23 protein-coding genes are annotated in these 23,294 nt (G+C 71.7%); 13 read left to right on the top strand and 10 right to left on the bottom strand.

Annotated features, from left to right (window positions below):
- Positions 1 to 66 precede the first annotated feature (66 nt).
- From K9S39_RS23160 to K9S39_RS23145, 4 genes are all read left to right on the top strand, one after another.
- Positions 67 to 1,644, top strand: a complete 1,578-nt coding sequence (locus K9S39_RS23160) for a cobalamin biosynthesis protein CobG (RefSeq protein WP_406707998.1) — start codon at positions 67 to 69, stop codon at positions 1,642 to 1,644.
- Positions 1,641 to 2,273 (top strand): precorrin-8X methylmutase, encoded by a 633-nt coding sequence (locus K9S39_RS23155; RefSeq protein ID WP_248865263.1) that lies wholly within the window; start codon positions 1,641 to 1,643, stop codon positions 2,271 to 2,273. The genes K9S39_RS23160 and K9S39_RS23155 overlap by 4 nt, the downstream gene beginning before the upstream one ends.
- Positions 2,274 to 2,305: 32 nt before the next feature.
- Entirely contained in the window at positions 2,306 to 4,141 is a 1,836-nt protein-coding gene (locus tag K9S39_RS23150) for a precorrin-2 C(20)-methyltransferase (RefSeq protein WP_406708152.1), read from the top strand.
- 408 nt (positions 4,142 to 4,549) lie between these two features.
- Complete coding sequence (locus tag K9S39_RS23145; RefSeq protein WP_248865261.1) at positions 4,550 to 4,777, top strand: hypothetical protein; 228 nt, start codon at positions 4,550 to 4,552, stop codon at positions 4,775 to 4,777.
- Between the two features lie 87 nt (positions 4,778 to 4,864).
- Here the strand turns inward: K9S39_RS23145 and K9S39_RS23140 are convergent, their stop codons facing one another.
- Entirely contained in the window at positions 4,865 to 5,917 is a 1,053-nt protein-coding gene (locus tag K9S39_RS23140) for an aldo/keto reductase (RefSeq protein WP_248865260.1), read from the bottom strand.
- 195 nt (positions 5,918 to 6,112) lie between these two features.
- A complete protein-coding gene (locus K9S39_RS23135) occupies positions 6,113 to 7,048 on the bottom strand; it encodes a cobalt-precorrin-6A reductase (protein WP_248865259.1) in 936 nt (311 codons plus the stop codon).
- Positions 7,049 to 7,061: 13 nt separating this feature from the next.
- On the opposite strand from K9S39_RS23135, the gene K9S39_RS23130 reads away from it, so the two are divergent.
- The gene (locus K9S39_RS23130; protein ID WP_248865258.1) at positions 7,062 to 7,223 is read left to right on the top strand and encodes a hypothetical protein; all 162 of its coding nucleotides are present in this window, start codon (positions 7,062 to 7,064) and stop codon (positions 7,221 to 7,223) included.
- Positions 7,216 to 8,373, top strand: coding sequence for a cobalt-precorrin-5B (C(1))-methyltransferase (locus K9S39_RS23125; protein WP_248865257.1), 1,158 nt, complete (start codon positions 7,216 to 7,218; stop codon positions 8,371 to 8,373). The genes K9S39_RS23130 and K9S39_RS23125 overlap by 8 nt, the downstream gene beginning before the upstream one ends.
- Positions 8,374 to 8,529: 156 nt before the next feature.
- Here the strand turns inward: K9S39_RS23125 and cobM are convergent, their stop codons facing one another.
- A complete protein-coding gene (gene cobM / locus K9S39_RS23120) occupies positions 8,530 to 9,321 on the bottom strand; it encodes a precorrin-4 C(11)-methyltransferase (protein ID WP_248865256.1) in 792 nt (263 codons plus the stop codon).
- A 92-nt stretch (positions 9,322 to 9,413) separates the two neighbouring features.
- Entirely contained in the window at positions 9,414 to 10,790 is a 1,377-nt protein-coding gene (gene cbiT / locus K9S39_RS23115) for a precorrin-6Y C5,15-methyltransferase (decarboxylating) subunit CbiT (RefSeq protein ID WP_248865255.1), read from the bottom strand.
- 284 nt (positions 10,791 to 11,074) lie between these two features.
- On the opposite strand from cbiT, the gene tsaD reads away from it, so the two are divergent.
- The 5 genes from tsaD to K9S39_RS23090 all read left to right on the top strand — a co-directional run bounded on the left by tsaD (position 11,075) and on the right by K9S39_RS23090 (position 15,647).
- Positions 11,075 to 12,187, top strand: coding sequence for a tRNA (adenosine(37)-N6)-threonylcarbamoyltransferase complex transferase subunit TsaD (gene tsaD, locus K9S39_RS23110; RefSeq protein WP_248865254.1), 1,113 nt, complete (start codon positions 11,075 to 11,077; stop codon positions 12,185 to 12,187).
- 384 nt (positions 12,188 to 12,571) lie between these two features.
- Positions 12,572 to 13,714 (top strand): cation diffusion facilitator family transporter, encoded by a 1,143-nt coding sequence (locus tag K9S39_RS23105; RefSeq protein WP_248865253.1) that lies wholly within the window; start codon positions 12,572 to 12,574, stop codon positions 13,712 to 13,714.
- A gap of 182 nt (positions 13,715 to 13,896) precedes the next feature.
- On the top strand, positions 13,897 to 14,889 hold the full coding sequence (locus tag K9S39_RS23100) for a hypothetical protein (protein WP_248865252.1): 993 nt from the start codon (positions 13,897 to 13,899) through the stop codon (positions 14,887 to 14,889).
- A gap of 78 nt (positions 14,890 to 14,967) precedes the next feature.
- On the top strand, positions 14,968 to 15,222 hold the full coding sequence (locus K9S39_RS23095) for a hypothetical protein (RefSeq protein WP_248865251.1): 255 nt from the start codon (positions 14,968 to 14,970) through the stop codon (positions 15,220 to 15,222).
- Positions 15,223 to 15,461: 239 nt separating this feature from the next.
- Entirely contained in the window at positions 15,462 to 15,647 is a 186-nt protein-coding gene (locus K9S39_RS23090; RefSeq protein ID WP_248865250.1) for a hypothetical protein, read from the top strand.
- Between the two features lie 33 nt (positions 15,648 to 15,680).
- Here the strand turns inward: K9S39_RS23090 and K9S39_RS23085 are convergent, their stop codons facing one another.
- Both K9S39_RS23085 and K9S39_RS23080 read right to left on the bottom strand, forming a co-directional pair.
- Positions 15,681 to 16,628, bottom strand: coding sequence for an NADP-dependent oxidoreductase (locus K9S39_RS23085; protein WP_248865249.1), 948 nt, complete (start codon positions 16,626 to 16,628; stop codon positions 15,681 to 15,683).
- 322 nt (positions 16,629 to 16,950) lie between these two features.
- Positions 16,951 to 17,172: a hypothetical protein gene (locus tag K9S39_RS23080; protein WP_248869242.1), complete on the bottom strand. Its 222-nt coding sequence runs from the start codon at positions 17,170 to 17,172 to the stop codon at positions 16,951 to 16,953.
- Positions 17,173 to 17,337: 165 nt separating this feature from the next.
- Between K9S39_RS23080 and K9S39_RS23075 the strand changes: the two genes are divergently transcribed.
- A complete protein-coding gene (locus K9S39_RS23075; RefSeq protein WP_248865248.1) occupies positions 17,338 to 18,036 on the top strand; it encodes a response regulator transcription factor in 699 nt (232 codons plus the stop codon).
- A 136-nt stretch (positions 18,037 to 18,172) separates the two neighbouring features.
- Here the strand turns inward: K9S39_RS23075 and K9S39_RS23070 are convergent, their stop codons facing one another.
- The 3 genes from K9S39_RS23070 to K9S39_RS23060 are packed head-to-tail and all read right to left on the bottom strand — an operon-like array spanning position 18,173 to position 20,651.
- Positions 18,173 to 19,129, bottom strand: a complete 957-nt coding sequence (locus K9S39_RS23070; protein ID WP_248865247.1) for an ABC transporter substrate-binding protein — start codon at positions 19,127 to 19,129, stop codon at positions 18,173 to 18,175.
- Positions 19,126 to 19,803: an ABC transporter permease gene (locus K9S39_RS23065; RefSeq protein ID WP_248865246.1), complete on the bottom strand. Its 678-nt coding sequence runs from the start codon at positions 19,801 to 19,803 to the stop codon at positions 19,126 to 19,128. The genes K9S39_RS23070 and K9S39_RS23065 overlap by 4 nt, the downstream gene beginning before the upstream one ends.
- A complete protein-coding gene (locus K9S39_RS23060; RefSeq protein WP_248865245.1) occupies positions 19,800 to 20,651 on the bottom strand; it encodes an ABC transporter permease in 852 nt (283 codons plus the stop codon). The genes K9S39_RS23065 and K9S39_RS23060 overlap by 4 nt, the downstream gene beginning before the upstream one ends.
- Before the next feature lie 162 nt (positions 20,652 to 20,813).
- On the opposite strand from K9S39_RS23060, the gene K9S39_RS23055 reads away from it, so the two are divergent.
- A complete protein-coding gene (locus K9S39_RS23055) occupies positions 20,814 to 21,671 on the top strand; it encodes a polysaccharide deacetylase family protein (RefSeq protein ID WP_248865244.1) in 858 nt (285 codons plus the stop codon).
- 32 nt (positions 21,672 to 21,703) lie between these two features.
- Here the strand turns inward: K9S39_RS23055 and K9S39_RS23050 are convergent, their stop codons facing one another.
- Positions 21,704 to 23,005 (bottom strand): alpha/beta hydrolase, encoded by a 1,302-nt coding sequence (locus tag K9S39_RS23050; protein ID WP_248865243.1) that lies wholly within the window; start codon positions 23,003 to 23,005, stop codon positions 21,704 to 21,706.
- Positions 23,006 to 23,294: the final 289 nt, after the last annotated feature.

The following is a 23,294-nucleotide window of genomic DNA, read 5'->3' as shown; positions in this document are numbered from 1 at the left end:
CTCCGCCGGATCTCCGTTCAGCTCTCCGTCCGTCGGAGCGCGGATCCGGCGTTCCCCGACGTCGGTATGCTCGCCGCCATGCCGCCCTCCCCCTTGCCGCGCCCCCATGGGGCCGAACCGCCCGTACGGGATCGCGGTGACGCCTGCCCGGGAGCGCTGCGGCTGCACTCCGCCGCCGACGGTCATCTCGCGCGAGTGCGGCTACCTGCCGGTTGTTTGACGTCACGTCAAGCAGCGGCGCTGGCCGACGCCGCGGAGCGTCTCGGCGACGGCCACCTCTCCCTCACCTCACGCGGCAACACGGAACTCCGCGGCCTCCCGGACGCCTGCGGCCAGGAGCTGGCGGCCGTACTGCGCGAGGCCGGCCTGCTGCCCTCCGCGCGCCATGAACGCATCCGCAACATCCTCGCCTCCCCGCTGGCCGGCCTTGACCAGCACACCCCCTCTGACGTGCAGTTGTGGGCCCGACGACTGGACGCGCTGCTGTGCGCGAGCGCGTCCGCGACTGCCCTTTCCGGCCGTTTTTTGTTCGTCCTGGACGACGGACGGGGCGATGTGGCGGCGCTCGGCGGGGATGTGACCTTGGTCGCAGAAGCGGACGGCTCCGGAGGCGGCGGGGCGCTGCTGCGTATCGGCGACGATCCGGCGGCGGTACGGATCGCCGGCCCGGACGTACCGCGCACGGCGCTCATCGCCGCCGAATCCTTCCTCACCGCCGCCGAGGCGAGCGGCACGGGCGCGTGGCGTGTACGCGAACTCCCTGCCGGATATGCCCTGAACGCACGTGATGTGGCGGATGGGCTGCGGAAGGCGGGAGTTGGCGTGGAGTACGTCGCTGCGGCGGGGGCCGAGCCGGTGCCTGCCGCTGCCCCCGGAGGCCCCCTTCCCGGCGTCGTCGAAGGCCCCGGTGGCCGCCGTGCGCTCTGCGTCCTCGCACCGCTCGGCCGGCTGACCGTCGCGCAGTGGCGCCTGCTGACCGCCGTAGCGGCCGCCGACGGCTGCGGCGACTTGCGGGTCACCCCTTGGCGCGGTGTGCTCGTCCCCGGGCTGACGGCCGCCACTGCCGGACCCCGGCTGCACGAACTGGCCGCCGCCGGGCTGATCATCGACCCCGACTCCCCCTGGCACCGGATCGGCGCCTGCACCGGCCGCCCCGGGTGCGTCAAGTCCCGCTCCGACGTACGCGCGGACGCGGCGGCCGCCCTCGGTCGGGCCACGGCCGCCGAGTCGGCGGAGGGCGCCCGCGCGTCCGCGGAGGGCACCCACACGCCGACGGAGGATGCCGGCATGCCGGTGGAGGGCAGCGGCATGCCGGTGGAGGGCGCCCGCCGGCTCCCCGTCCACTGGTCCGGCTGCGAACGCCGGTGCGGTCATCCGCAGGGCAGGTGGATCGACGTCCTGGCGACGGGCGAGGGCTATCGGGTGTCCGCGGTGGGGCAGGAGGTACGACCTGACGTGCGGCCGGATCACCTGCCACCGGAGGACGTCCCCCTCCCCCTTGTCGCCACGGCCATCGCGGCGGCGACAAGGGCAGCGAACGCAGACGCGCCAACCGCGCCACCAACCACAGCCGCAGCAACAACTGCGGCTACCGCCACCAACCCCGTACCCACCTCCCGACCCACCACCCCGAAGGCACAGTGACAGTGTTCGACTACGAGAAGGACGGGGCGGCGATCTACCGCCAGTCCTTTGCCACCATCCGCGCCGAGGCGGACCTCACGGGCCTGCCCGCCGACGTCAGCAAGGTCGCGGTCCGGATGATCCACGCCTGCGGCATGGTCGACCTCGTACGCGATCTCGCTTACACCCCCGAGGTGGTGGCGAACGCCCGCGCGGCGCTCCGCTCCGGCGCCCCGATCCTGTGCGACGCCACCATGGTCGCCAGCGGCGTGACCCGCAAGCGGCTGCCGGCCGGCAACGACGTCCTGTGCACCCTGGCCGACCCGTCCGTCCCGGACCTGGCCGCCCGTATGGGCACCACCCGCAGCGCCGCCGCCATGGAGCTGTGGCGCGACCGCATGGCGGGCGCGGTGATCGCGATCGGCAACGCACCCACCTCCCTCTTCCGCCTTCTGGAGATGATCGAGGAGGGCGCGCCGCGCCCCGCCGCCGTCATCGGGATCCCCGTCGGCTTCATCGGTGCGGCCGAGTCCAAGGACGCGCTCATCGCCCACCCGTCGAAGCTGGACCACATCGTGGTGCGCGGGCGGCGTGGCGGCAGCGCCATGACCGCGGCCGCGATCAACGCCCTGGCGAGCGAGGAAGAGTAAGCGTGAGCGAGCAGCAGGCCCACGGCGACGCCATGGGCGAGGGCCGGACCACCAACAGCGGCACGACGGACGCTTCGCCCGTCGATCCCACCAACCCCACCAGTCCTACCAACCCCACAGGTCCTACCAACCCCACCGGCCGTCTCTACGGCGTCGGGCTGGGCCCCGGTGACCCGTCGCTGATGACCGTACGGGCCGTGGAGGTCATCGCCGCGGCCGATGTGGTGGCGTATCACAGCGCCCGGCACGGACGCTCGATCGCGCGCTCCATCGCCGCCGGGCACCTCCGTGCCGACCACATCGAGGAACCACTGGTCTACCCGGTCACCACCGAGTCGACCGATCACCCCGGCGGCTACCGGGGCGCGCTGGACGAGTTCTACGAGGAGGCGGCCGCCCGGCTCGCCGCACACCTCGACGCGGGCCGCACGGTCGCCGTCATATCGGAAGGCGACCCGCTGTTCTACGGTTCGTACCAGCACATGCACAAGCGGCTGGCCCACCGCTATCCGACCGAGGTCATCCCCGGCGTCACCTCCGTCAGCGCCGCCGCGGCCCGCCTGGGCACCCCGCTCGCCGAGGCCGACGAGGTGCTGACGATCCTCCCCGGCACCCTCCCGGAAGAGGAACTGACCGCCCGTCTCACCGCCACCGACGCCGCGGTCGTGATGAAGCTCGGCCGGACCTTCCCCACCGTCCGCCGCGCCATGGAACGCTCCGGCCGGATGCCGGAGGCCCGTTACGTCGAACGTGCCACCATGCCCGGCGAGCGCACCGACCGCCTGGCCGCCATCGACGCGGACACCGTGCCGTACTTCTCGGTCGCGGTCCTCCCCAGCCGCATCGCGAACGGGAGCCTGGGGCGGGACGAGGGCAAGGAACAAGGCGTAAGCCAGGGTCAGGACGAAAGCCGGGGGCAGGACGAGAACCAGGGGCAGGGCGAGAGCCGGGAGCAGGACGAGAACCAAGGGCCGCACGAGAAGCAGCGGCAGGGCGAGAGCCGGACACCGGCCGTGCCCCGGGATGCGGCCACGGCCATGGACACTCCGGAACCGGAACCGAACCCGGCCCTGGACGCCCCGGAACCGGAACCGGCCCCGGCGGACCGCTCACCGTCCCCCGGCGAGGTCGTGGTCGTCGGCACCGGCCCGGCCGGCCCCCTCTGGCTCACCCCGGAGTCCCGCGGTGCCCTCGCCGCCGCCGAGGACCTGGTCGGCTACACCACCTACCTCGACCGCGTCCCCGTCCGCCCCGGCCAGCGCCGCCACGCCTCCGACAACAAGGTGGAGTCCGAGCGCGCCGAACTCGCCCTCGACCTGGCCCGGCGCGGGCGGCGGGTGGCCGTGGTCTCCGGCGGCGACCCGGGCATCTTCGCCATGGCCACCGCCGTCCTCGAAGTGGCCTGCCAGTCCCCCTACCGCTCGGTCCCCGTGCGGGTCCTGCCCGGTGTCACCGCCGCCAACGCCGCCGCGGCCCGCGCGGGCGCCCCGCTCGGCCACGACTACGCGGTGATCTCCCTCTCCGACCGCCTCAAGCCCTGGGAGGTCATCGCCGAACGCCTGCGCCGCGCGGTGGCCGCCGATCTGGTCCTGGCGCTCTACAACCCCGGCTCCCGCAGCCGTACCTGGCAGGTCGGCAAGACCCGCGAACTCCTCCTGGAACACCGCGCACCCGACACCCCGGTGGTTCTCGGCCGCGACATCGGCGGCCCCGAGGAGTCCGTACGCACCGTCCGCCTCGCCGACCTCGACCCCACCCAGGTCGATATGCGCACGATCCTGCTGGTCGGCTCCTCCCAGACCCGGGCGGTACGGCGCGACGACGGCACGGAGGTCGTGTGGACGCCACGGAGGTATCCGGAGGGGTAGGGACCGGCGGCGGCCCCTGCCTCGGGAGCAGGGGCCGTGGCGCACGGGGTGCGCGGACGGGCCGCGGCCCCGCGTCGGCGCCCCCGCATCCGCAAGAGACAGCGGGGAGACGTCCGCAGGACCTGGTGATTCCGCACGGATAGGTGAGGCCGTAGCTCGTGTCCTCGGCCGACTGCGCCAGTTACTTCCCTGACACTTGTCGCAGCCAGCCGACGGAGTTGGCGGGCCGGCGCCGCACGAGCCAGGCTTCGATCTCGTACATTCGTTCGACCACGTCAACTCCCCTTGTCGGCCCGTGCGGTGACAACAGCAGGCACCAAGCACCTGTCGAGCTGCTTGCGAGGGGCGACTGAAGTACCCCGCAAGGGGCATTAACAGACCAGTCAGGACGAGAACGGAGCAGCAGGCATGGAAATGGCAGAACGTCGTCCGGCCACCGGAAAGATCAGGGAAGCCCAGGAGGCCCGTGACGAACTCCGTACTGCCTTGAAAGGGGTGGGAATCACCCTGCCGTCCTTGTCCCTTGACGCGGTCTCGCTGGCCGGGGACTTCCCCCGTCCGCTCGTGGACCTGGGCCGCTGCGCACCCGAGGTCGCCCGCCGGCTCGCGGAGGTGCTGCGCAGGTGTTCGGGGTGAGCGGCACAGCCGGCGCAGAAACGTTGTGTGGACGGCGCCGGCCCAAGCCCTGTCGACCTGTGCCCTGTTGACCTGTGCCCTGTCGGGCTAGCGGATCGCGGTCATCGTGCGGCGGTACGTGGAGCGGCGGTCCTCGATGTCCGGCCCGCGGTCGCCGTAGACGTTCTGCTGTACCGCCGGGTCCGCCAGGAACGCGTGCGGGAATCCGAGCGGCACCGCGCTGACCTCATCGAGCCGTGCGACGGCAGCCGCGTCGAGCGTGACCCCGACACTGGCGAGATTGTCCGCGAGCTGGCTCTCCTTCGTGGCGGCGGTGATCGGGATGATGTTGCCGGGCTGCTCGCGGAGCCAGGCCAGCGCTACCTGGGCCGGGCTCCAGCCACCTTGCTCGGCGATCTCCAGCACCGCGCTGATGACCGCGTCCTCGCGGCCGTCCGCCCGGTTGCCCGCACCCTCCGCGTCCAGTCGGCCCGTCTCACCACGGCGGTATTTGCCGGTGAGCTTGCCCGCCGCGAGCGGGGCCCAGGCCAGCACCGCCAGGTCGAAGGCGCGGGCCTGGGGGAGCAATTCGCGCTCCGGCGTGCGCTCCAGCAGGTTGTAGCGCAGCTGTGAGCCCGCGAAGGCAGTCCAGCCCCGGAGATCGGCGAGGGTGTTCGCCTGTGCGATCTCCCAGGCGGGCCAGTCGGAAACCCCGATGTAGAGCACTTTTCCGGTACGTACGAGATCGTCCAGCGCCCGCATGACCTCTTCGACCGGCGTGAAGTTGTCCCGGGCGTGCACCCACAGGACGTCAAGCCGGTCGGTACGCAGCCGGGCCAGGCTCGCCTCCACCGATTGGACGAGATTCTTGCGGTGATTACCCCCCGAATTCACCTCGCCGGGACGGGTCGCGCAGGTGTATTTGCTGGCCAGTACGAAGGTGTCCCGACGGCCTTCGAGCAGCTCCCCGAGAAGCGTCTCGGAGGCGCCGCCTGTGTAGATGTCGGCGGTGTCGACGAAGTTGCCGCCCGCGTCGGCGTACATATCGAGAATGCGGCCGCTGGTGTCCTTGGGAGTGCCCTGGTCGCCGCCGATGGTCATCGCACCGAGGCTCAGCTCGCTCACTCGCAGGCCGGTCTTGCCGAAAAGTGTGTAACGCACGAAATGTTCCCGTTCCCTTTCGTCAGGTGAGGCGAGACCTGAGGCGCCATCAACTCAGCTCGGCCGCCGCTTGCCGGATGCCGGTTGCCGGTTGCCGGCTGCCGGCTGCCGGCTGCCGGCAGTTGATGCCGGGTCGTCGTGCGTCTGACGTTAGGAGGTGGAGTGCGCTCCAAGGCAAGGCGACACCGAGGACGGTCAGCCGAGGAGCCGGCGCGCCCAGGCCGCGGCCTCCGCCGGATCCGCCGCGATGGGTACACCCTCCGGGACCGGCGGGCGGCGGACGACCACGACCGGGAGGCCCGCCGCACGCGCTGCCGTCAGTTTCGCGGCGGTCGCGGCGGCGCCGCTGTCCTTGGTGACCAGGACGTCGATGCGATGGCGACGGAGGAGGTCCCGTTCACCCGCAACGGTGAAGGGGCCACGGTCGAGAAGGGTCTCCATCCGGGGCGGATGCGGAGGCTCGGGGGCATCCACGGAGCGTACGAGGAACCAGAGGTCGGTGAGGTGGGCGAAGTGGGCGAGGCCCATGCGGCCGGTGGTGAGGAAGACACGAGTGCCGAGGGCGGGGAGGGCGGCGGCGGCCTCATCCAGGGAGGCGACCGGGTGCCAGGTGTCGTCCGGGCCCGGTACCCAGCCGGGTCGGCGCAGAGCCAGCAGGGGAACATGGGCGGTGGCGGCGGCCTGCGCCGCATGGAAACTGATCGTGCCGGCGAAAGGATGGGTGGCGTCGATGAGCGCGTCCACCGCGTGCTCGCGCAGCCAGCGGGCGAGGCCCTCGGGGCCGCCGAACCCTCCGATGCGGACCTCCCCGGCGGGCAGCCGCGGCGCGGCGACGCGGCCGGCGAGGGAGGTGGTGACGTGGAACCGCGGTGGAAGCACCCCCTGCTCATGGGGGTCCCCCCGCTCGAACGAAGTGGGGAGTGGGGGAGGAGTTGAGAGCTTGGGCGAGGGTGGTGCCGCCGTCAGCTCGGCGGCCAGGCGGCGGGCCTCGGTCGTACCGCCGAGGATCAGCACGTGGGGGGCCTTGCCGGGGCGCCGCCCGGGGGCACTTGCGGAGGCCCGGTCGGAGACGTGGGCAGGAAGGCACGCCGACCGGGCGTCATCGGTCATCGCCAGCGGGTCCTCGGTCATCGTTCGCGGGTCCTTGGTCATCGTCTTCGGCGGGCTGTCGGCCTTCGTCGGCGGGTTCCCGGTCATCGTCTTCGACGGGTTGCCGGCCTACGTCCTGCTGGCCTTCGCCTTCCTGGCCTATGTCTTCCCGGCCTTCGTCTTGTCGGCCGTCGCCGGCGGGTTCTTCCATGGCTGAGGCGCAACCGAAGGCTACGGGAGGCGCGGGAGGCCGCAGCGCCCAGCTCGCGCACACCGGCCTGCGGCACGGCTGGACGACCGGCGCCTGTGCGACGGCGGCGAGCACGGCCGCGTACACCGCCCTCCTGAGCGGCGATTTCCCGGATCCGGTGACGATCACGCTGCCCAAGGGGCAGACGCCGTCGTTCGCGCTCGCGGTGGAGGAGTTGGCGGCGGGGCGGACCAGTGCGACGGCGGGGGTGGTGAAGGATGCCGGTGATGATCCGGATGTGACGCACGATGCGCTGATCCGCTCGACGGTGCGGGCGCTCCCGGTCGGCTCCGGGGTCGTCTTCAAGGCGGGGCCCGGCGTCGGTACCGTCACCCGACCCGGACTGCCGCTGGACGTCGGCGAGCCCGCCATCAACCCGGTGCCGCGGCAGATGATCCGCGACCACCTCGCGCAGGTCGCCGCCCGGTACGGCGGAAACGGGGACGTCGAGGTCGAAGTCTCGGTCGATCACGGCGAGGAGATCGCCCGCAGTACGTGGAACCCGCGGCTGGGCATCCTGGGCGGTCTGTCGATCCTCGGGACAACCGGGATCGTCGTCCCGTACTCCTGCTCCGCCTGGATCGACTCCATCCGGCGCGGGGTGGATGTGGCACGTGCGGCGGGACGGCGTCATGTGGCCGGCTGTACGGGTTCGACGTCGGAGAAGGTCGCCGTCGCGGTGCACAAGCTCCCCGACGACGCGCTGCTGGACATGGGGGACTTCGCGGGCGCGGTGCTCAAGTACATCCGCCGCCATCCCGTCGAACGGCTCACCGTCTGCGGCGGATTCGCCAAGCTGTCCAAGCTGGCGGCCGGGCATCTGGATCTGCACTCCGCGCGGTCCCAGGTGAACAAGGAGTTCCTCGCCGAGCTGGCCCGGCGCGGCGGCGCGGACGAGACGCTGGCGAGGGCGGTGGCCGAGGCCAACACCGGCCTCGCCGCGCTCCAGTTGTGCGCGGCGGCCGGCGTCCCGCTCGGCGACCTGGTGGCCGCCGCGGCGCGCGACGAGGCGCTGGCCGTGCTGCGCGGCGCACCGGTCGCGGTCGATGTCATCTGCATCGACCGGGCGGGGATGGTGGTGGGCCAGGCGGAGGCGCGGGGGCCGGGAGGGAGCTAGGAGTGGGGGAACGAGCCTTAGGGGGTGGGGGCAAAAACCCTTAGGGGCGTAGTCGAACAGATCCCCTAAGGGGTGCGGGCGCACCTTGCAGGCCACAACGCGGCGGCCGCACGGCGTATTCCACCGGACAGGCCCGTCCCGGGCCGCCGTCCCGCCCTAGTCCCGGGCCGCCGTCCCGCCCTGGTCCCGGGCCGCCGTTCCGCAATCCCCCCGGTCCCGCTCCGTCGAATACAGATGGCTGTCGCGGAACTGTTCGGCGCCGAGGGTGCGGCCGACCATGATGACGGCCGTACGGACCACACCCGCGGCCTTCACCTGGTCCGCGATGTCGGCGAGCGTGCCGCGCAGCACCAGTTCGTCCGGGCGGGAGGCCATCGCGACGACGGCGGCCGGGCAGTCGGCGCCGTAGTGCGGGAGGAGTTCGTCGACGACACGGTCGACGTACATGGCGGCCAGGTGCAGTACGAGCAGCGCGCCGCTGCGGCCGAGGGTGGCGAGGTCCTCGCCCTCGGGCATGGGGGTGGCGCGCTGGGCGACGCGGGTGAGGATGACGGTCTGGCCGACGGTGGGGACGGTCAGCTCGCGCTTGAGTGCGGCCGCCGCGGCGGCGAACGCCGGGACGCCGGGCACGACTTCGTACGGCACACCGGCCGCGTCCAGGCGCCGCATCTGTTCGGCGACCGCGCTGAAGACGGACGGATCGCCGGAGTGCAGCCGGGCGACGTCTCGGCCTTCCCGGTGGGCGCGGACCAGCTCGGCGGTGATGGTGTCGAGGTCCAGCCGCGCGGTGTCGATGAGCCGGGCCCCGGGCGGGCACTCGGCGAGCAGCTCACGCGGCACGAGGCTGCCGGCGTACAGGCAGACCCCACAGGCGGCGAGGGTGCGGGCGCCGCGCACGGTGATCAGGTCGGCGGCGCCGGGGCCCGCGCCGATGAAGTAAACGGTCATGGTTCTTGGGGCTCCTGAACGGGTTCCAGGTCCACGGAATGTGCGCGATATGCGTGGTATGTGGATGCGCGTGTTCCATGGGGTCGGCGTTTTCAGTTTTCCGTGGCGTTGGCGTCTTCCGTGGGACGGGCGGACCGGGACGACGAAGGCTTGACCGCCGCCCATTGGGTGACCGGCATCGCCTGTCGCCAGCCGGTGAAGCCGCCGACCGGCACCGCATGGGCGACCGCCAGCCGGACCAGTTCGCCGCCGTGCCGCCGGTACCAGTCGGTGAGCAGCGCCTCGGACTCCAGCGTCACCGTGTTGGCGACGATCCGGCCGCCCGGCGGCAGCGCCTCCCAGCAGGCGGCCAGCAGGCCGGGGGCGGTCAGCCCGCCGCCGATGAAGACCGCGTCCGGCGTCGGCAGGCCGTCCAGCGCGGCGGGCGCGGGACCGTGGACGACGCGCAGCGACGGTACGCCGAGCGACCGTGCGTTACGGCCGATCCGTTCGGCGCGTACGGGATCGCGTTCGACGGTGATCGCCCGGCAACTGCGGTGCGCACGCAGCCACTCGATCGCGATGGAGCCGGAGCCGCCGCCGACATCCCACAGCAGTTCGCCGGGCGCGGGCGCGAGCGCGGCGAGCGTGGCGGCGCGGACATGGCGCTTGGTGAGCTGGCCGTCGTGCTCGTAGGCCGCGTCGGGCAGACCGGGCACGGCCGACAGCCGCAGCGCGCCGGGCTCGCGGGCGCAGTCGAGGGCGATGACGTTCAGCGGGTCGCCGGGCGGCCGTGCCCAGTCGGCCGCGGTGCCCTCGGCCGTCGACTCCCGCTCCCCGCCGAGCTGTTCGAGGACCCGCATCCGGGTCGGGCCGAAGCCGTGGGCACGCAGCAGCGCGGCGACCTCGGCGGGGGTGCCGGCACCGGTGGACAGCACCAGCAGCCGTCGGCCGTCGTGCAGCGCCGCGGCCAGGCTCTCGGCGGGCCGGCCGACCAGCGTGATGACCTCGGTGTCCTCCACGGGCCAGCCGAGCCGGGCGCAGGCGTAGGAGACGGAGGAGGGGTGGGGGAGGACGCGGAGCGACGCCCCGGACGCGGCCCCTTCGGAGCGTTCGGCCCCTTGGGAGCGTTCGGTTCCGTAGGCGGCCGCCTCACCCGCCGGCACCTCACCCGTCGGCGCCCCGCCCCCCAGCACCTCCGTCAACGTCCGCCCGATCCCGTAGAACAGCGGATCGCCGCTGGCCAGTACGCAGATCCGGCGGCCGGCGTGCGCGGCGAGCAGTCCGGGGACGGCGGGGCGCAGCGGCGAGGGCCACGGGATCCGCTCGCCGCCGCACTCACCGGGCAGCAGGGCGAGCTGGCGCGGGCCGCCGATCAGCACCTCGGCCTCGCGCAGCGCCTGCTGGGAGGCGGCGGGCAGTCCACCCCAGCCGTCGGCCCCGATGCCGACGACGGTGAGCGGGTGCGGAAGGGGTGGTGCGGGGCTCACTGCCGAGTACCTCAGAGGTCGGGAGGGGACGGACGGGCGGCGGGGACGGTGGACGGCAGCCGAACTCTACTGGGCGGTCGGCGGCATCCCCGGGGGCGGGCTCATCCCCGCCCACCCCGCACGGAAGCAAGCGCGTCCCCTCACGGCAGCAGACACGCACCCCTCACGGGAGAAGGCACACACCCCTCACGGCAGAAAGCACGACCCTCATGGGCAAGCGGCCCTTATTGCATATAGATTGCAATAAGCGTCAAGGGTCGAGGGGCAAGAAGGAGCGGTCCGCTGTGGGGTCACCGGTGGTACTGGGGATCGAATCGTCCTGCGACGAGACGGGCGCGGGCCTGGTGCGGGACGGCCGACTGCTCGGTCGGGCCCTGGCGTCGAGCATGGCCGAGCACGCCCGGTTCGGCGGGGTGGTGCCGGAGATCGCCGCCCGCGCGCATGTGCACGCGCTGACCCCGGTCGTACGCGGTGCGCTCGCCGACGCGGGGTTGCGGACGGCCGACATCGGCGCGGTCGCGGTCACGACGGGGCCGGGGCTGTCCAGCGCGCTCCAAGTGGGGCTGGCCGGCGCGAAGGGGCTGGCGTACGCGCTCGGTGTCCCGCTGTACGGCGTCCATCACCTGGCCGGTCATGTCGCGGCCGACACCCTTGAACACGGCCCGCTGCCCGACCCCTGCGTGGTGCTGATCGTCTCCGGCGGCCACACCTCGCTGCTGCTCGTCCGCGACCTGGTCCGCGACCCGATCACCCACCTCGGCGACACGCTGGACGACGCCGCGGGAGAGTGCTTCGACAAGGTCGCCCGGGTCTTCGGGCTGCCGTATCCCGGCGGTCCGGCCATCGACCGGACAGCGCGCGAGGGGGATCCGCGCGCTGTCCCGTTTCCCCGCCCGCTCACCACGGGCGCACCCGCGAACCGCTTCACCTTCTCCTTCTCGGGCCTGAAGACGGCGGGCGCCCGCTGGGCGGAGGCCCACCGCGCCGCGGGCCGGCCGCTGCCGCTCGCCGACGGCGCGGCCTCGCTCCAGGAGGCCATCGCCGATGTCCTCACCCGCAAGGCGGTGGCCGCCTGCGCCGAACACGACGTACGGACCCTCGTCGTGGTGGGCGGTGTGGCGGCCAACTCCCGCGTCCGCTCCCTGGCCGAGGAACGCTGCTCCGCGGCGGGCATCACGCTGCGCGTACCGCCGCTGCGGCTGTGCACGGACAACGGCGCGATGATCGCCGCGGTCGGCGACCTGCTGGTTCGCGCGGGCGCGGAGCCCGCCCCGCTGGACGTTTCGATCGACCCGTCGGCGCCGCTGGAGTATGCGGCGTTGCATCCGGGGGCGGGAAGTTCGGGGGTACGTTCGGCGGGACGTTCGATGGCCGGTATCGGGACACGGACCATCTGAGGGGCGGAGGGGCCTCAGAGGCGGACGGTCCTCATGGGCTCAGGTCCTCATGGGCTCAGGTCCTCATGGGCTCAGGTCGATGGGGACGCGGATGTTGGCGTCGGGCACGGTGGCGCTCCTTCCGGTCACGACCCCAGGTCAGCGGCTGCGGGTATGGGTATGAGTGTGGGTGCATACCCGTACCCGAAGAAGCCCGGTCACTCTCAACTACCACACGATTGCGTAGAGTTGCCCCTCCCCGTCCCTTTCCCATTCCCTGACGCACCGCTCTGACCAGGCACGATAGCCCGTTCGACGGTAATGACAACGGTCACCGCTGCAGCCTTTGGATCTTTCGCGGAAGTGCGGTTTGCTTCGCTGCGACGACCCAGGAAGGAGCGCGCCATGACCAAGCACGCCCACGGGACCGACGGGAACGAGGCCCCCACGGAAAGCCACGCGGACGGCCGGGGGGACGGCCAGACGGACAACCACTCCCACGGCCACTCGCCCAGCCAGTCCCCCGGCCACTCGCACGGTCAGTCCCGCGGCCACGCGCACAGCCACACCCACGGCCTCTCCGCGGACGCCGACCGCCGCTGGCTGCGTGCCGCGCTCATCCTGCTCACCGCCTACATGGCGGTCGAGGTCGCCGTCGGCGTCATCGCCCAGTCCCTGGCGCTGATCTCGGACGCCGCCCACATGCTCACCGACGCCGTCTCCATTGTGCTGGCCCTGATCGCGATGCGGCTGGCGGCCCGCCCGGCGCGCGGCGGCTACACCTACGGCCTCAAGCGCGCCGAGATCCTCTCCGCGCAGGCCAACGGCATCACCTTGCTGCTGCTGTCGGTCTGGCTCGCCTACGAGGCGGTCGACCGGCTGATCGCGCCGCCCGACGTGACCGGCGGACTGGTGCTGGTCACCGCGCTCTCCGGCATCGTCATCAACCTGATCTGCGTCTGGCTGATCTCCAAGGCCAACCGCTCCAGCCTGAACATCGAGGGCGCCTACCAGCACATCCTCACCGACCTGTTCGGCTTCATCGCCACCGCCGTCTCCGGTCTGGTCGTGATGACGACGGGCTTCGCCCGTGCCGACGCGATCGCCACGCTGGTGGTCGTCGCGCTGATGCTGAAGGCCGGTACGGGTCTCGTCCGCGAGTCCGGCCGGATCTTCATGGAGGCCGCACCGGCCGGCATCGACCCGGACGCGATAGGAGATCATCTGGTCGCCCAGGACCAGGTCGTCGAGGTCCACGATCTGCACATCTGGCAGATCACCTCCGGGCAGCCGGCGCTTTCCGCGCACATCCTGGTGGCGCCCGGCGGCGACTGCCACAAGGTCCGCCGCGGCCTGCAGCAGCTGCTGAGCCGGCGGTACGGCATCACCCACGCGACCCTCCAGGTCGACCACGTCGGTGAGAACGGCGACACGGACGATGTCCTGACGCTGAGTCCACGCCCCGGCCCCGACACGGCGCAGCCCGACCCCGACTACTGCGAGGACACCCACGGCCCGGTACACCGCCCGGGTCCGCACCTGCACTGACATCGGCACCGACCGCATCGTCACTGACCACACCGGCGCCGACCACACCGGCCAGAGTCACGCTGAGCCCGCCGCCGCCCTCCGGTCACCCATTGGCACCGCCCCGCTCGCGGACGGGCACCGTACGGACTTGCCTGGGAGGTGGCCGTACGGCAGGGCCAGGCTCACGGGAGGACGACGCGATGTCAGCGAGCGCACCGGTACGCGCCGGTGGGCAGGAGGTGGAGGCGGAACGCCTGCCGACGCGGACCCGGCGCCCCGGACGTGCGCTCGGCGTCGGGATGCTGCTGCTGATCGGGGCGCTGCTGCTGCCGTTGAGCCTGCCCGCCGCGTGGGCGCGCGCCGAACTCACCGACACCAAGCGCTACGTGAACACGGTCGCCCCGCTCGCCGCGAACCACGCCGTCCAGGACGCCATCGTCGATCACGTCACCACCGGGGTGATGCAGCACGTCCGGCTCGACGGGCTGCTCAAGGTCATCCCGCGCGCCGAACGGCCCGCGCAGCGTCTGCGCTTCACCCGCGGCATCCGCGAGTTCGTCGACAGACAAGTGCGCCAGGTCGTCACCAGCCGCTCCTTCCCGAGCGTCTGGAACGGTGTGCACCGCACCGCGCACCAGGCCCTGGACGACACCCTGACCGCGTCCGGCAACACACCCGTGACGCTCGACTTCACACCGGTCATCGCCCGCGTCAAACACCAGCTGTCCGGGAACGGCCTGGGCATCGACATCGCCCGCCGGGTGCCGCGCACCGGCACCCGGGTCGTGCTGCTGAAGTCCCCGGACATCCCCCGCGTCCGCGCCGCCTACCAGGCCGTACGCAGCGGCGCGGTGATGCTGCCACCGGTCGCCGCGCTCTGTCTGCTGTCCGGGCTGCTGCTGGCGCGACGCCGACGACGGGCCCTGATCTGGACGGCGTCGATCTGCGCGACGGCGGCCGCGCTGCTGGCCGCGGCGCTCGCACTGATCCGTACCCGCACCCTGGACGCCCTGCCCGCCGTGGTCTCCCGCCCGGCCGCCGAGGCGTGCTTCGACGTGCTCACCGGTTCCCTGCGCACCGGCATCTGGGTCGTCGTCTTCATCGCGCTGCTGACGGCGACGTTGGCCGCCGTGGTACCGCCGATCGCCCGTGCACTGCGTTCGCCGTCCCGGACGCGCGCCCGGCGCGCCTAGCCGCACGCACGACGTCGGCGCGATCGCCTCACCTGGCGCGCGGCGTTCTACGCTGGGTGACGTTGGAGGGCAAGCGCGATGAACGACCGCAAGAACACCCCCGAACCGGCCGACACGATGTGCCATTGGTGCGGCGGCACCGGCTATGTCACGCGGGCACTGGCGTACTCCTCCGGCGTGGACCCGTTCCATGGCCCGGCCGAGACCGTCCACCGCGCGGCCGAATGCAAACACTGCCGGGGCAGTGGTGTGTACGACGCGCGCCGGGACCCGACGCTTGAGCGGTGGCGTGACACCGGCCCGCCGCCGTCACGGCCTGACGATTCTTCTTGACCTCGCCGAGGAGACCTCACACACAAGGTCCGGGCGCATGGAAGCCCCCAGCCACAACCGAGGTCCTCACAGGCTCCTGCCTAGACAGCCGGAGTGCCCGAACCGGGGCACATCTCGTTGCCGCCGTCCGGCTTCTGGTGCTGCGCCACTGGCTGACCGGGCTCTGCACCGACGGTCCGGCCGCAGATCGCGCAGTTTCCGGCACATAAGGCGGGGTCGAATCGCGCTCCGGGGCGGGTGTGGTTGCACCCGTCTGCGCCGCGTCCTCCGGCCGGGACGACGCCTGGGCGGGCCCCAGGACTGGTGCCTGCGGCACGTCGGCCGCACCGGTCACACCCGCTTCCGGGCCCGGCGTCACCGGCTACCTCAAGGCGGCACCGGCCGAGCAAGGGGTGCGCATCCCCGGGCGGCAGGTCAGCCCGTAACCGCCAGACGCCTCAGCCCGTATCACCAGCCCGTCAGCCCGTGATCGCCAGTACCGTCTTCCCCCGCGCCCGGCCGCTGCGGCTGAGCTCCAGGGCGTCGGGGGCCTCCTCCAACGGGACCTCGCGGCCCACCAGAACCGTCAGACGACCCGCGTCGACCTGGCCTGCGAGGATCTCCAGGAGCTGGGGCGAGGGGCGGTTGGCGAAGTTGAAGCCGCGGAGGTTCTTCTCGGTCAGGGCGTCGGCGTCGGCCGAACCGATGGTGGAGACGGCCGTGCCGCCGTCCCGTACGGCCCGGGTCATGGCGTCGAACTCCTCGGGGCCGCTGGTCAGATCGAGGAGGACGTCGACGCCTTCGGGGTGGCGGGCGAGGACCTGGTCGGCGACGGGGCCCTGGGTGTGGTCGACGGTTTCGGTGGCGCCCAGCGTCATCATCAGATCGGCGTTGACGGGACGGGCGGTGGCGATCACGTCGGCGCCGCGGCCGTGCGCTAGCTGGGTGGCGAGGGTGCCGACGCCGCCGGTCGCGCCGACGATCAGCACCCGCAGGCCCTCGCTGACCCGGGTCTCCTCGACGAGGTTGTACGCGGTCATGCCTGCCGTCGGCAGGGCGGCGGAGGTGGCGTAGGTGACGCTGCGGGCCGCCGGGGCGATGGAGTTCTCGTCGGCGACCGCCAGTTCGCAGTACGAGCCGCCGCCCTGCTCCGGGCGCTGGAACTGGCCGAAGACCGCGTCGCCGACCGTGAACCGCCGTACGCCGGTGCCGATCCCGACCACCTCGCCCGCCCCGTCCGTGCCCAGGACCAGGGGGAAGGAGGCCGGTTTGGCGTCGCCGAACATCCCGTCGGCGATCTTCCAGTCGACGGGGTTGAGTCCGGCGGCCGCCAGCCGCACCAGAACCTCCCCCGGCCCTGGCTCGGGCTGCGGCAGATCCATGAGCTGCGGCTGTTCGCCGAATGCGCTGACTGCTACGGCTCTCATCGTGGCGTTCCCTTCCACCCTTCCGACCGGTGGCCGGTGTGGATCGTAAGCACGGCGGTGGGGCCGGATGCGGCAGGACGGGAGGCGGTGCCACGGAAGCAACTCGTACGGCCCCCCGTCCGGGACCGATCCGGCGGCCGTTCGATGGGACGTACATGCCGACACCAGGACGCCGACTCCATGAGGTCAGGTACATGCCATCGGCTTCCGGACCGGGCCCGCCCCTCGGGTGAGGTCCGGACCGGGCCCCCACACCGGCCCCACACCCGGCCCGGACCTCGCCCGCCCGGCCCCGCCCCGCCCCGCCCCGTCCCCGTACGCCCTACGCGGCCTGCAGGACCGGCAGCGCCACCGCGCCCAGCCCGAGCAGCAGACCGGTGAACGCGCCCTCGGTCGCCGCCTTGGCCTGGAACGCCGAGGACGGATCGTGGCGCATATCGCCAGATCCGCCGTCAACGATGCCGCCGCGTCCGACGCCCTGCGCTGCCTCATGGTTTTCCTCCACGTCGAATACGGATGCGACCGACGTGGCAGAGGCCGGCACCGGGCCGCATTTCCTTTTTCTAACGGGAGGGCGGGAGCGGACGGGAATGACACAGGCGGGGGACAGCAAGCGGACAGTGAGGGGAAAAAGGGCAGGGAAAGGAAACGCACAGACAAAGGCGATGCTTACCTCAACGAAAGGTGGTCCTCGGGTACACATGACGCCATGCGCGTTCTGCTGGTGGAGGACGAGGAATTCCTCGCCGAAATGATTGCTGAGGGGCTGCACCGCGACGCGATCGCGGCCGATGTCGCCCACGACGGCCGCGAGGCGCTGGCCAAGCTCCGGTTCGGTGCCTACGACGTACTGGTCCTGGACCGCGATCTGGCCGGTCCGCACGGTGACGAGGTCTACCGCCACCTCGTCCAACAGCGGCTGCAGACCCGCGTGTTGATGCTCACCGCGTCCGGCACGGTGCGCGACCGGGTGGACGGCCTGGACCTGGGCGCCGACGACTACCTGACCAAACCCTTCGCGTACGAGGAGCTGCTCGCCCGGGTCCTGGCGCTCGGCCGGCGCGCCCGGCCCGCGCTGCCGCCGGTCATCGAGCGGGCCGGTGTCTGCGTCGACACGGCCCGTCGGCTCGCCGTCCGCGACGGCCGGCGGCTCGCCCTCTCCCGCAAGGAGTTCGGGGTCCTGGAGGTGCTGGTGCGCGCCCAGGGGGCGGTGGTCAGCGGCGATGACCTGATCGAGGAGGTCTGGGAGGAGCACACCAGCTACCGCACCAACGCGGTCCGCGTCACGCTCGGCAAACTGCGCGCCAAGCTCGGCGAGCCACCGGTGATCGAAACCGTCCCGGGCGCGGGCTACCGGATGGGCGACGGGGCACGGACGGCGCGCCGACGGACGGATGCCGCAGAATGATCAACCCGCGCATATCCCGCAGCCGGCTCACCCGCCACCCGCAGGACCGCCCCCGGCCCGGCCGCCCCCGGCTCGCCCACCGCCCGCAGGCCCCCCGGCCGGTCCTCCGCTGGCCGGTCCACCGCCCGCAGGTCCCTCACTTCTTCTCCAACAGTCCCTTCTCCTCAAGGTAGTTGTGGGCCACATCCGCCGGCAGCCGCCGCCAGCTGTCGACCTGCTCGTTGAGGCGCGCCAGGTCGGCGGTGGTCAGCACCGTGTTGAGGCGGTTGAGTGCGGCGGCGACCCGCTTGCCGCCGGCACGGGCACGGTTGACGACGGGGACGACATAGTCGGCGTTCTGCAGCTTCCTGTCGTCGGCTAGCACCACCAGGCCGAACTGGTCGAGGGTGGCATCCGTGCTGGTCGTCAGCACCATCTGGTCCTGACCGTTCTGGACGGCCTGTTTGGCGGGCGTGGTCCCGACGCCCTTCGGATCGACAGCGGTCACCTCGATGCCGTAGGTCTTCTTCAGCCCAGGCGCGCAGGACGGCCGCTGAACGCATTCATCGCCCGCCGCCAGCCGTACGGGCAGCTTGGCGCGGCCCAGGTCGCTGAGGGTTTTGAGGCGGTGCTTGGCGGCGAAGGCGGCGCTCACGGCAAAGGCGTTCTGGTCGACGGCGCGGCCCGCCGGGAGGACGGTCAGGCCGCGCGGGGCGGCCAGCCTGCGCAGCGCGGCCATGGTGGCGGCAAGGTCGGACGAGGCCACCGGGGCCGCCTTCGGCCCGTTGACCTTGGCGTTGAGCCAGTCCGCGAAGGTGGCGGCGTACTCCGGCACGACATCGATCTGGCCGCTCTCCAGGGCGGGTTCATACAGCTCCCGGTTGCCGACCGTGAGGATGTCGGTCCGGTACCCGGCGTCGTCGAGCAGCGCCGCGTACATCTGGGCGAGCAGCTCGCTCTCGGTGAAGCCGGCCGAGCCGATGGACAGTTGACGACTGTCGCCGGGCGGGGCGGTGACCGCACCACGGTTCTCCAGTGAGGGGCCGACGGCACAGGCGGTGAGCAGCAGCAGTAGCGCGGCGCACGCGTAACGCGCCCACCTCCCCGGCCTCACCGATTCCTCCCCCGCGCCCACCGCGGCGTGCCCCACCGCTCACCGATCTCGAACGCGGCCTCCATGAGCAGCGCGAACACCGCGACGATCAGCGCACCGGCCACCACCTGCGGAGTGCTGGCCAGGTTGAAGCCCGCGGTGATGATCCGGCCGAGCCCGCCGCCGCCCACCAGCGCGGCCAGTGTGGCGGTCGCGACAAGCTGGACGGCGGCGATCCGTACGCCGGTCAGCACCAGCGGGAACGCGAGCGGCACCTCCACCCGCCGCACCAGCTGCGTACCGGTCATCCCCATGCCCCGCGCCGCCCGCACCACGTCCTGGTCGACCTCGCGCATCCCCACGTAGGCATTGGTCAGCAGCGGCGGGATGGCGAACAGCACCAGTGCGATGACCGTCGGCCACTCCCCGTGCCGCCCGATGGGGGTGAGCAGAAGCAGCACCAGGACGGCGAAGGTCGGCACCGCGCGGCCGATGTTGGCGAGGTTGACGGCGAGCGCGCCGCCGCGCCCGAGGTGGCCGAGGGTGACCGCGATCGGCAGTGCGATCAGGGAGCTGATGACGAGGCAGACGACGGTCAGGAGGAGGTGCTGGCCGAGCCGGTTCCAGACTCCGTTCTCGCCGTACCAGTTGGCGGCGGTGGTGAGCCAAGACCACACCTCGGAGAGGGTGTTCATGTGCGCCGCCCGGGAGCCGTGCCGTCGGGGGGCGGCGGTCGGCGGGACGATGCACCGTCGGGGGGCGGCGGTCGGTGGGACGATGCACCGTCGGGGGCCGTACCGCCGGCAGCCATACCGGCGGTGACCGGCGGCTTCCGACCCGCCGTCCGCACGCGCGGCCGGCTCCTGCGCCGCGACTGCCGCCGCCACGGCGTGAGCAGTCGCTCCACACCGAGCAGCAGGACGTCGAAGACGACCGCGATGATCACGCACAGCACGGACGCGGTGAGCACCTGCGCCTTGAAGAAGGAGTTCATGCCGGCGTAGATCAGGTTGCCCAGGCCGCCATGTCCGACGATCGCCCCGATGGTGGCGAGCGAGACCGCCGATACGGTGGCGATCCGCAGCCCGGCCATCGCGGTCGGCACCGCCAACGGCAGTTCGACGGTGAGCAGTTGGCGCATCGGGCCGTAGCCCATGCCGCGCGCGGCCTCCTCGGCCTCGGCCGGGACGCCGGCCAGCCCCGCCAGGAGGTTCCGTACCAGGAGTGTGAGGGAGTAGAGGGCGAGGCCGACCACGACGAGCGTGCCGGAGAGCCCGTAGAGCGGCAGCAGCAGCGAGAACATCGCCAGCGACGGGATCGTGTAGATCACGGTGGTGAGGCCCAGTACCGGCCCGGCCGTCCAGCGTCTGCGGCGGGCCAGCAACGCCAGCGGAACCGCGACGGCCAGCCCGAGACCCACAGCGGTCGCCGTCAGCTGCACATGCTCGACGACCGCGTCGAGCAGGATCTCGCGGCGGGTGCTCAGGTAGTCGCCGCAGATCCAGTCGTTACGGGCCAGGCAGTCGTCCGGCGGGGCGGTCACGGTACGAGTCCATCCCGGGCGGGGACGGGGTGTCGCGCGGGGCGCGTCCGATCGGGGTGGCCGGGGCGCCGGCATACGCCTCCCCGCACCCACCCTGCGTAAACCCCCTGCACACACCCTATGTATACAAGCGATGCATACTCACTATGTATAGTGCCTCGCATGCCGAAGAAGCCCAAGAAACCGAAGCAGCCGAAGCAGATATCCACGCCTTGCCGTGCATCCCTGGCCGGACTGCTGACCGCCACCTCCCTCGTCCTGGCCCTCAGCGGCTGCGCCACCTACGACGTCACCGCACCGGCCGACGCGCGTGACAACGCCTCGGCCACCCATGTCAAGGCCAAGGACGCCCGGAGCGGTGGACGTAAGGGCGCAGCCGCGCAGGGCAAGAGCGCGGACGGCGACGACGTCGACTGCCGCAAGGCCAAGTGCGTCGCGCTCACCTTCGACGCGGGCCCCAGCGAGAACACGCCCCGGCTGCTGGACATCCTGAAGAAGGAGAAGGTGCACGCCACCTTCTTCATGCTCGGCAAGAACCACGTCGTCAAGCGCCCGGCCGACGTCCGGCGGATCGACGCCGAGGGCCACGAACTGGCCAACCACACCTGGTCGCACGAGATCCTGACCGACATCGAACCGGCCGAAGCCAAGCGGGAGCTGTCCCGTACCCAGGATGCGGTCCAGAAGATCACCGGCAAGAAGCCCACGCTGATGCGCCCGCCGCAGGGGAGGACCGATGAGGAGGTCTCCAAGATCAGCCGCGAGCTCGGTCTGGCGCAGGTGCTGTGGAGCGTGACCGCGAAGGACTACCAGACCACCGACTCCGCGCTGATCACGAAGCGGGTGCTGGAGCAGACCGAGCGGGACGGCGTCATCCTGCTGCACGACATCTACAAGGGCACCGTGCCGGCCGTCCCGGGCATCCTCAAGGAGCTCAAGAAGCGCGGCTTCACGATCGTCACGGTCTCCCAGCTGCTGTCACCCGCGAAGCCGGAGCCGGGGATGGTCTACCGGCCGTGAGGCGGGGAGGCCGAGGCCATCGCGCGCGACTCCTACTCCGGATCCGATTCCTCCTCCGGATCAGACTCCTTCCCTGAATCCGAACCCTTCTCCGAACCCGACCCCTTCTTCGAATCCGCCCCCTTCTCCGAACCCGGACTCGGCTGCGGCGTGCTCGGCGGGACGGGCTCCGTGTCCTGCGGGAACGTCAGCTGGCGGCTCTGCCACTCCAGCGCCGGGACGACCTCCCGCCGCCACGTCGTGAACTGATGGCTGCCCTGCGGCAGGATGATCGAGTCGACCCGCATCGGCGCCTTCGCCGCACGAATGAACTTCATCGTGTCGCCATATCCCTGCTCGCCCTTGCGGCTGCTGGCGACCAGCGCGGAAATCTGCGGCGCCGGCAGATGCTTCAGCCGCCACAGCAGATCGTGCTCCCGCCGCCGCTGCGCGGCGGCCTTACCGGAACCGAAAAGACTGCCGGTGGTCAGGTCGTCCTTGACGACGAAGTCACCGGAGAGCGACACCGCGGACGTGTAGACCGTCGGATTACGCATCGCCAGCTGGAGCGAGCAGGTACCACCGGACGAATAGCCGAATGCGCCCCAGGCACTGGGGTCACGGCCCACCCGATAGGCCGACTTCAGCGCGTCCGGCAGATCCTTGGTGAAGAACGTCTCGGCCTGCGGCCCGCCCGGCACATCCACACACTCGGTGTCCCGCGGCGGCGCGATAGTCGGCCGGACCATCACGATCACCGTCGGCTGCATCCTGCCCTGCGCAATCAGTCTGCCCGCGTTCTGCGGCACCTGAAGATGCTGTGCGAGATTCATGATTCCGCCGGGATATCCGCTGATGACGACCATGACGGGAAACCGCTGCCGCTGGAACTGCGGCTGGAAATACTGCGGCGGAAGATAGACGAATCCCGGGTTGATGGCCCGCGACCGGCGGCCGATGAACCGTACGGACTCGACCTTGCCGACCTTGTCGGGAGTACCCTGCGGCAGCCCGGTCACCCGATCGAGACCCTGCGGACCGGCCGGCTGGACCAAACCGCCCTTCATGTCGCCGACGGCGGCGTATCCCCCGCCACCCTCGTTCACGGACACCGGGCCCTTGTCGTTATTGCCCAGCAGTTGATCCCAGGTGCCGACGAACTCGAAGTGGGAATTCACCACGATGCCGATCGCGCACAGGATGGAGAGCTGGGTCATCACGATGGCGCCGAGCCTGCCCAGGACGGGCCGCAGGCCCTGCCGTGCCAACCGGGGCCACAGCCACACCGTGACGGCCACGCAGGCCAATGCCAGCACGATCCCCGTGTATCCGAGCGACTGACTGGTCAGCCCCATGCGCCCACATCTCCCGTCACCCAGAAAGGCTTCTTGCCTTCATATCGGCCGCCTAGTGGCACAACGGACGGGTCCGGACAATGGTCACCGGAGAAAACGGGCACGACTGCGCATCGGATAGCTGAACGAACTATCCGAACGAACTGACTGAACGAAACGAACTGACTGAACGAACTCTTCGGCCGGGGCTCCACGGCGCGATGTGATGCCGGGGCAGATGTACGCCGGTGGGCGCCCCTCCCCCCCCCCGCAAAAGGGGCGCCCAGATCATCGGCGGTTCACGGGCCTA

The sequence above is a fragment of the Streptomyces halobius genome (assembly GCF_023277745.1).
GTDB classification, from domain to species: domain Bacteria; phylum Actinomycetota; class Actinomycetes; order Streptomycetales; family Streptomycetaceae; genus Streptomyces; species Streptomyces halobius.
Note: the sequence above shows the minus strand (reverse complement) of the source record. Positions and strands in the feature narration are given on the sequence as shown.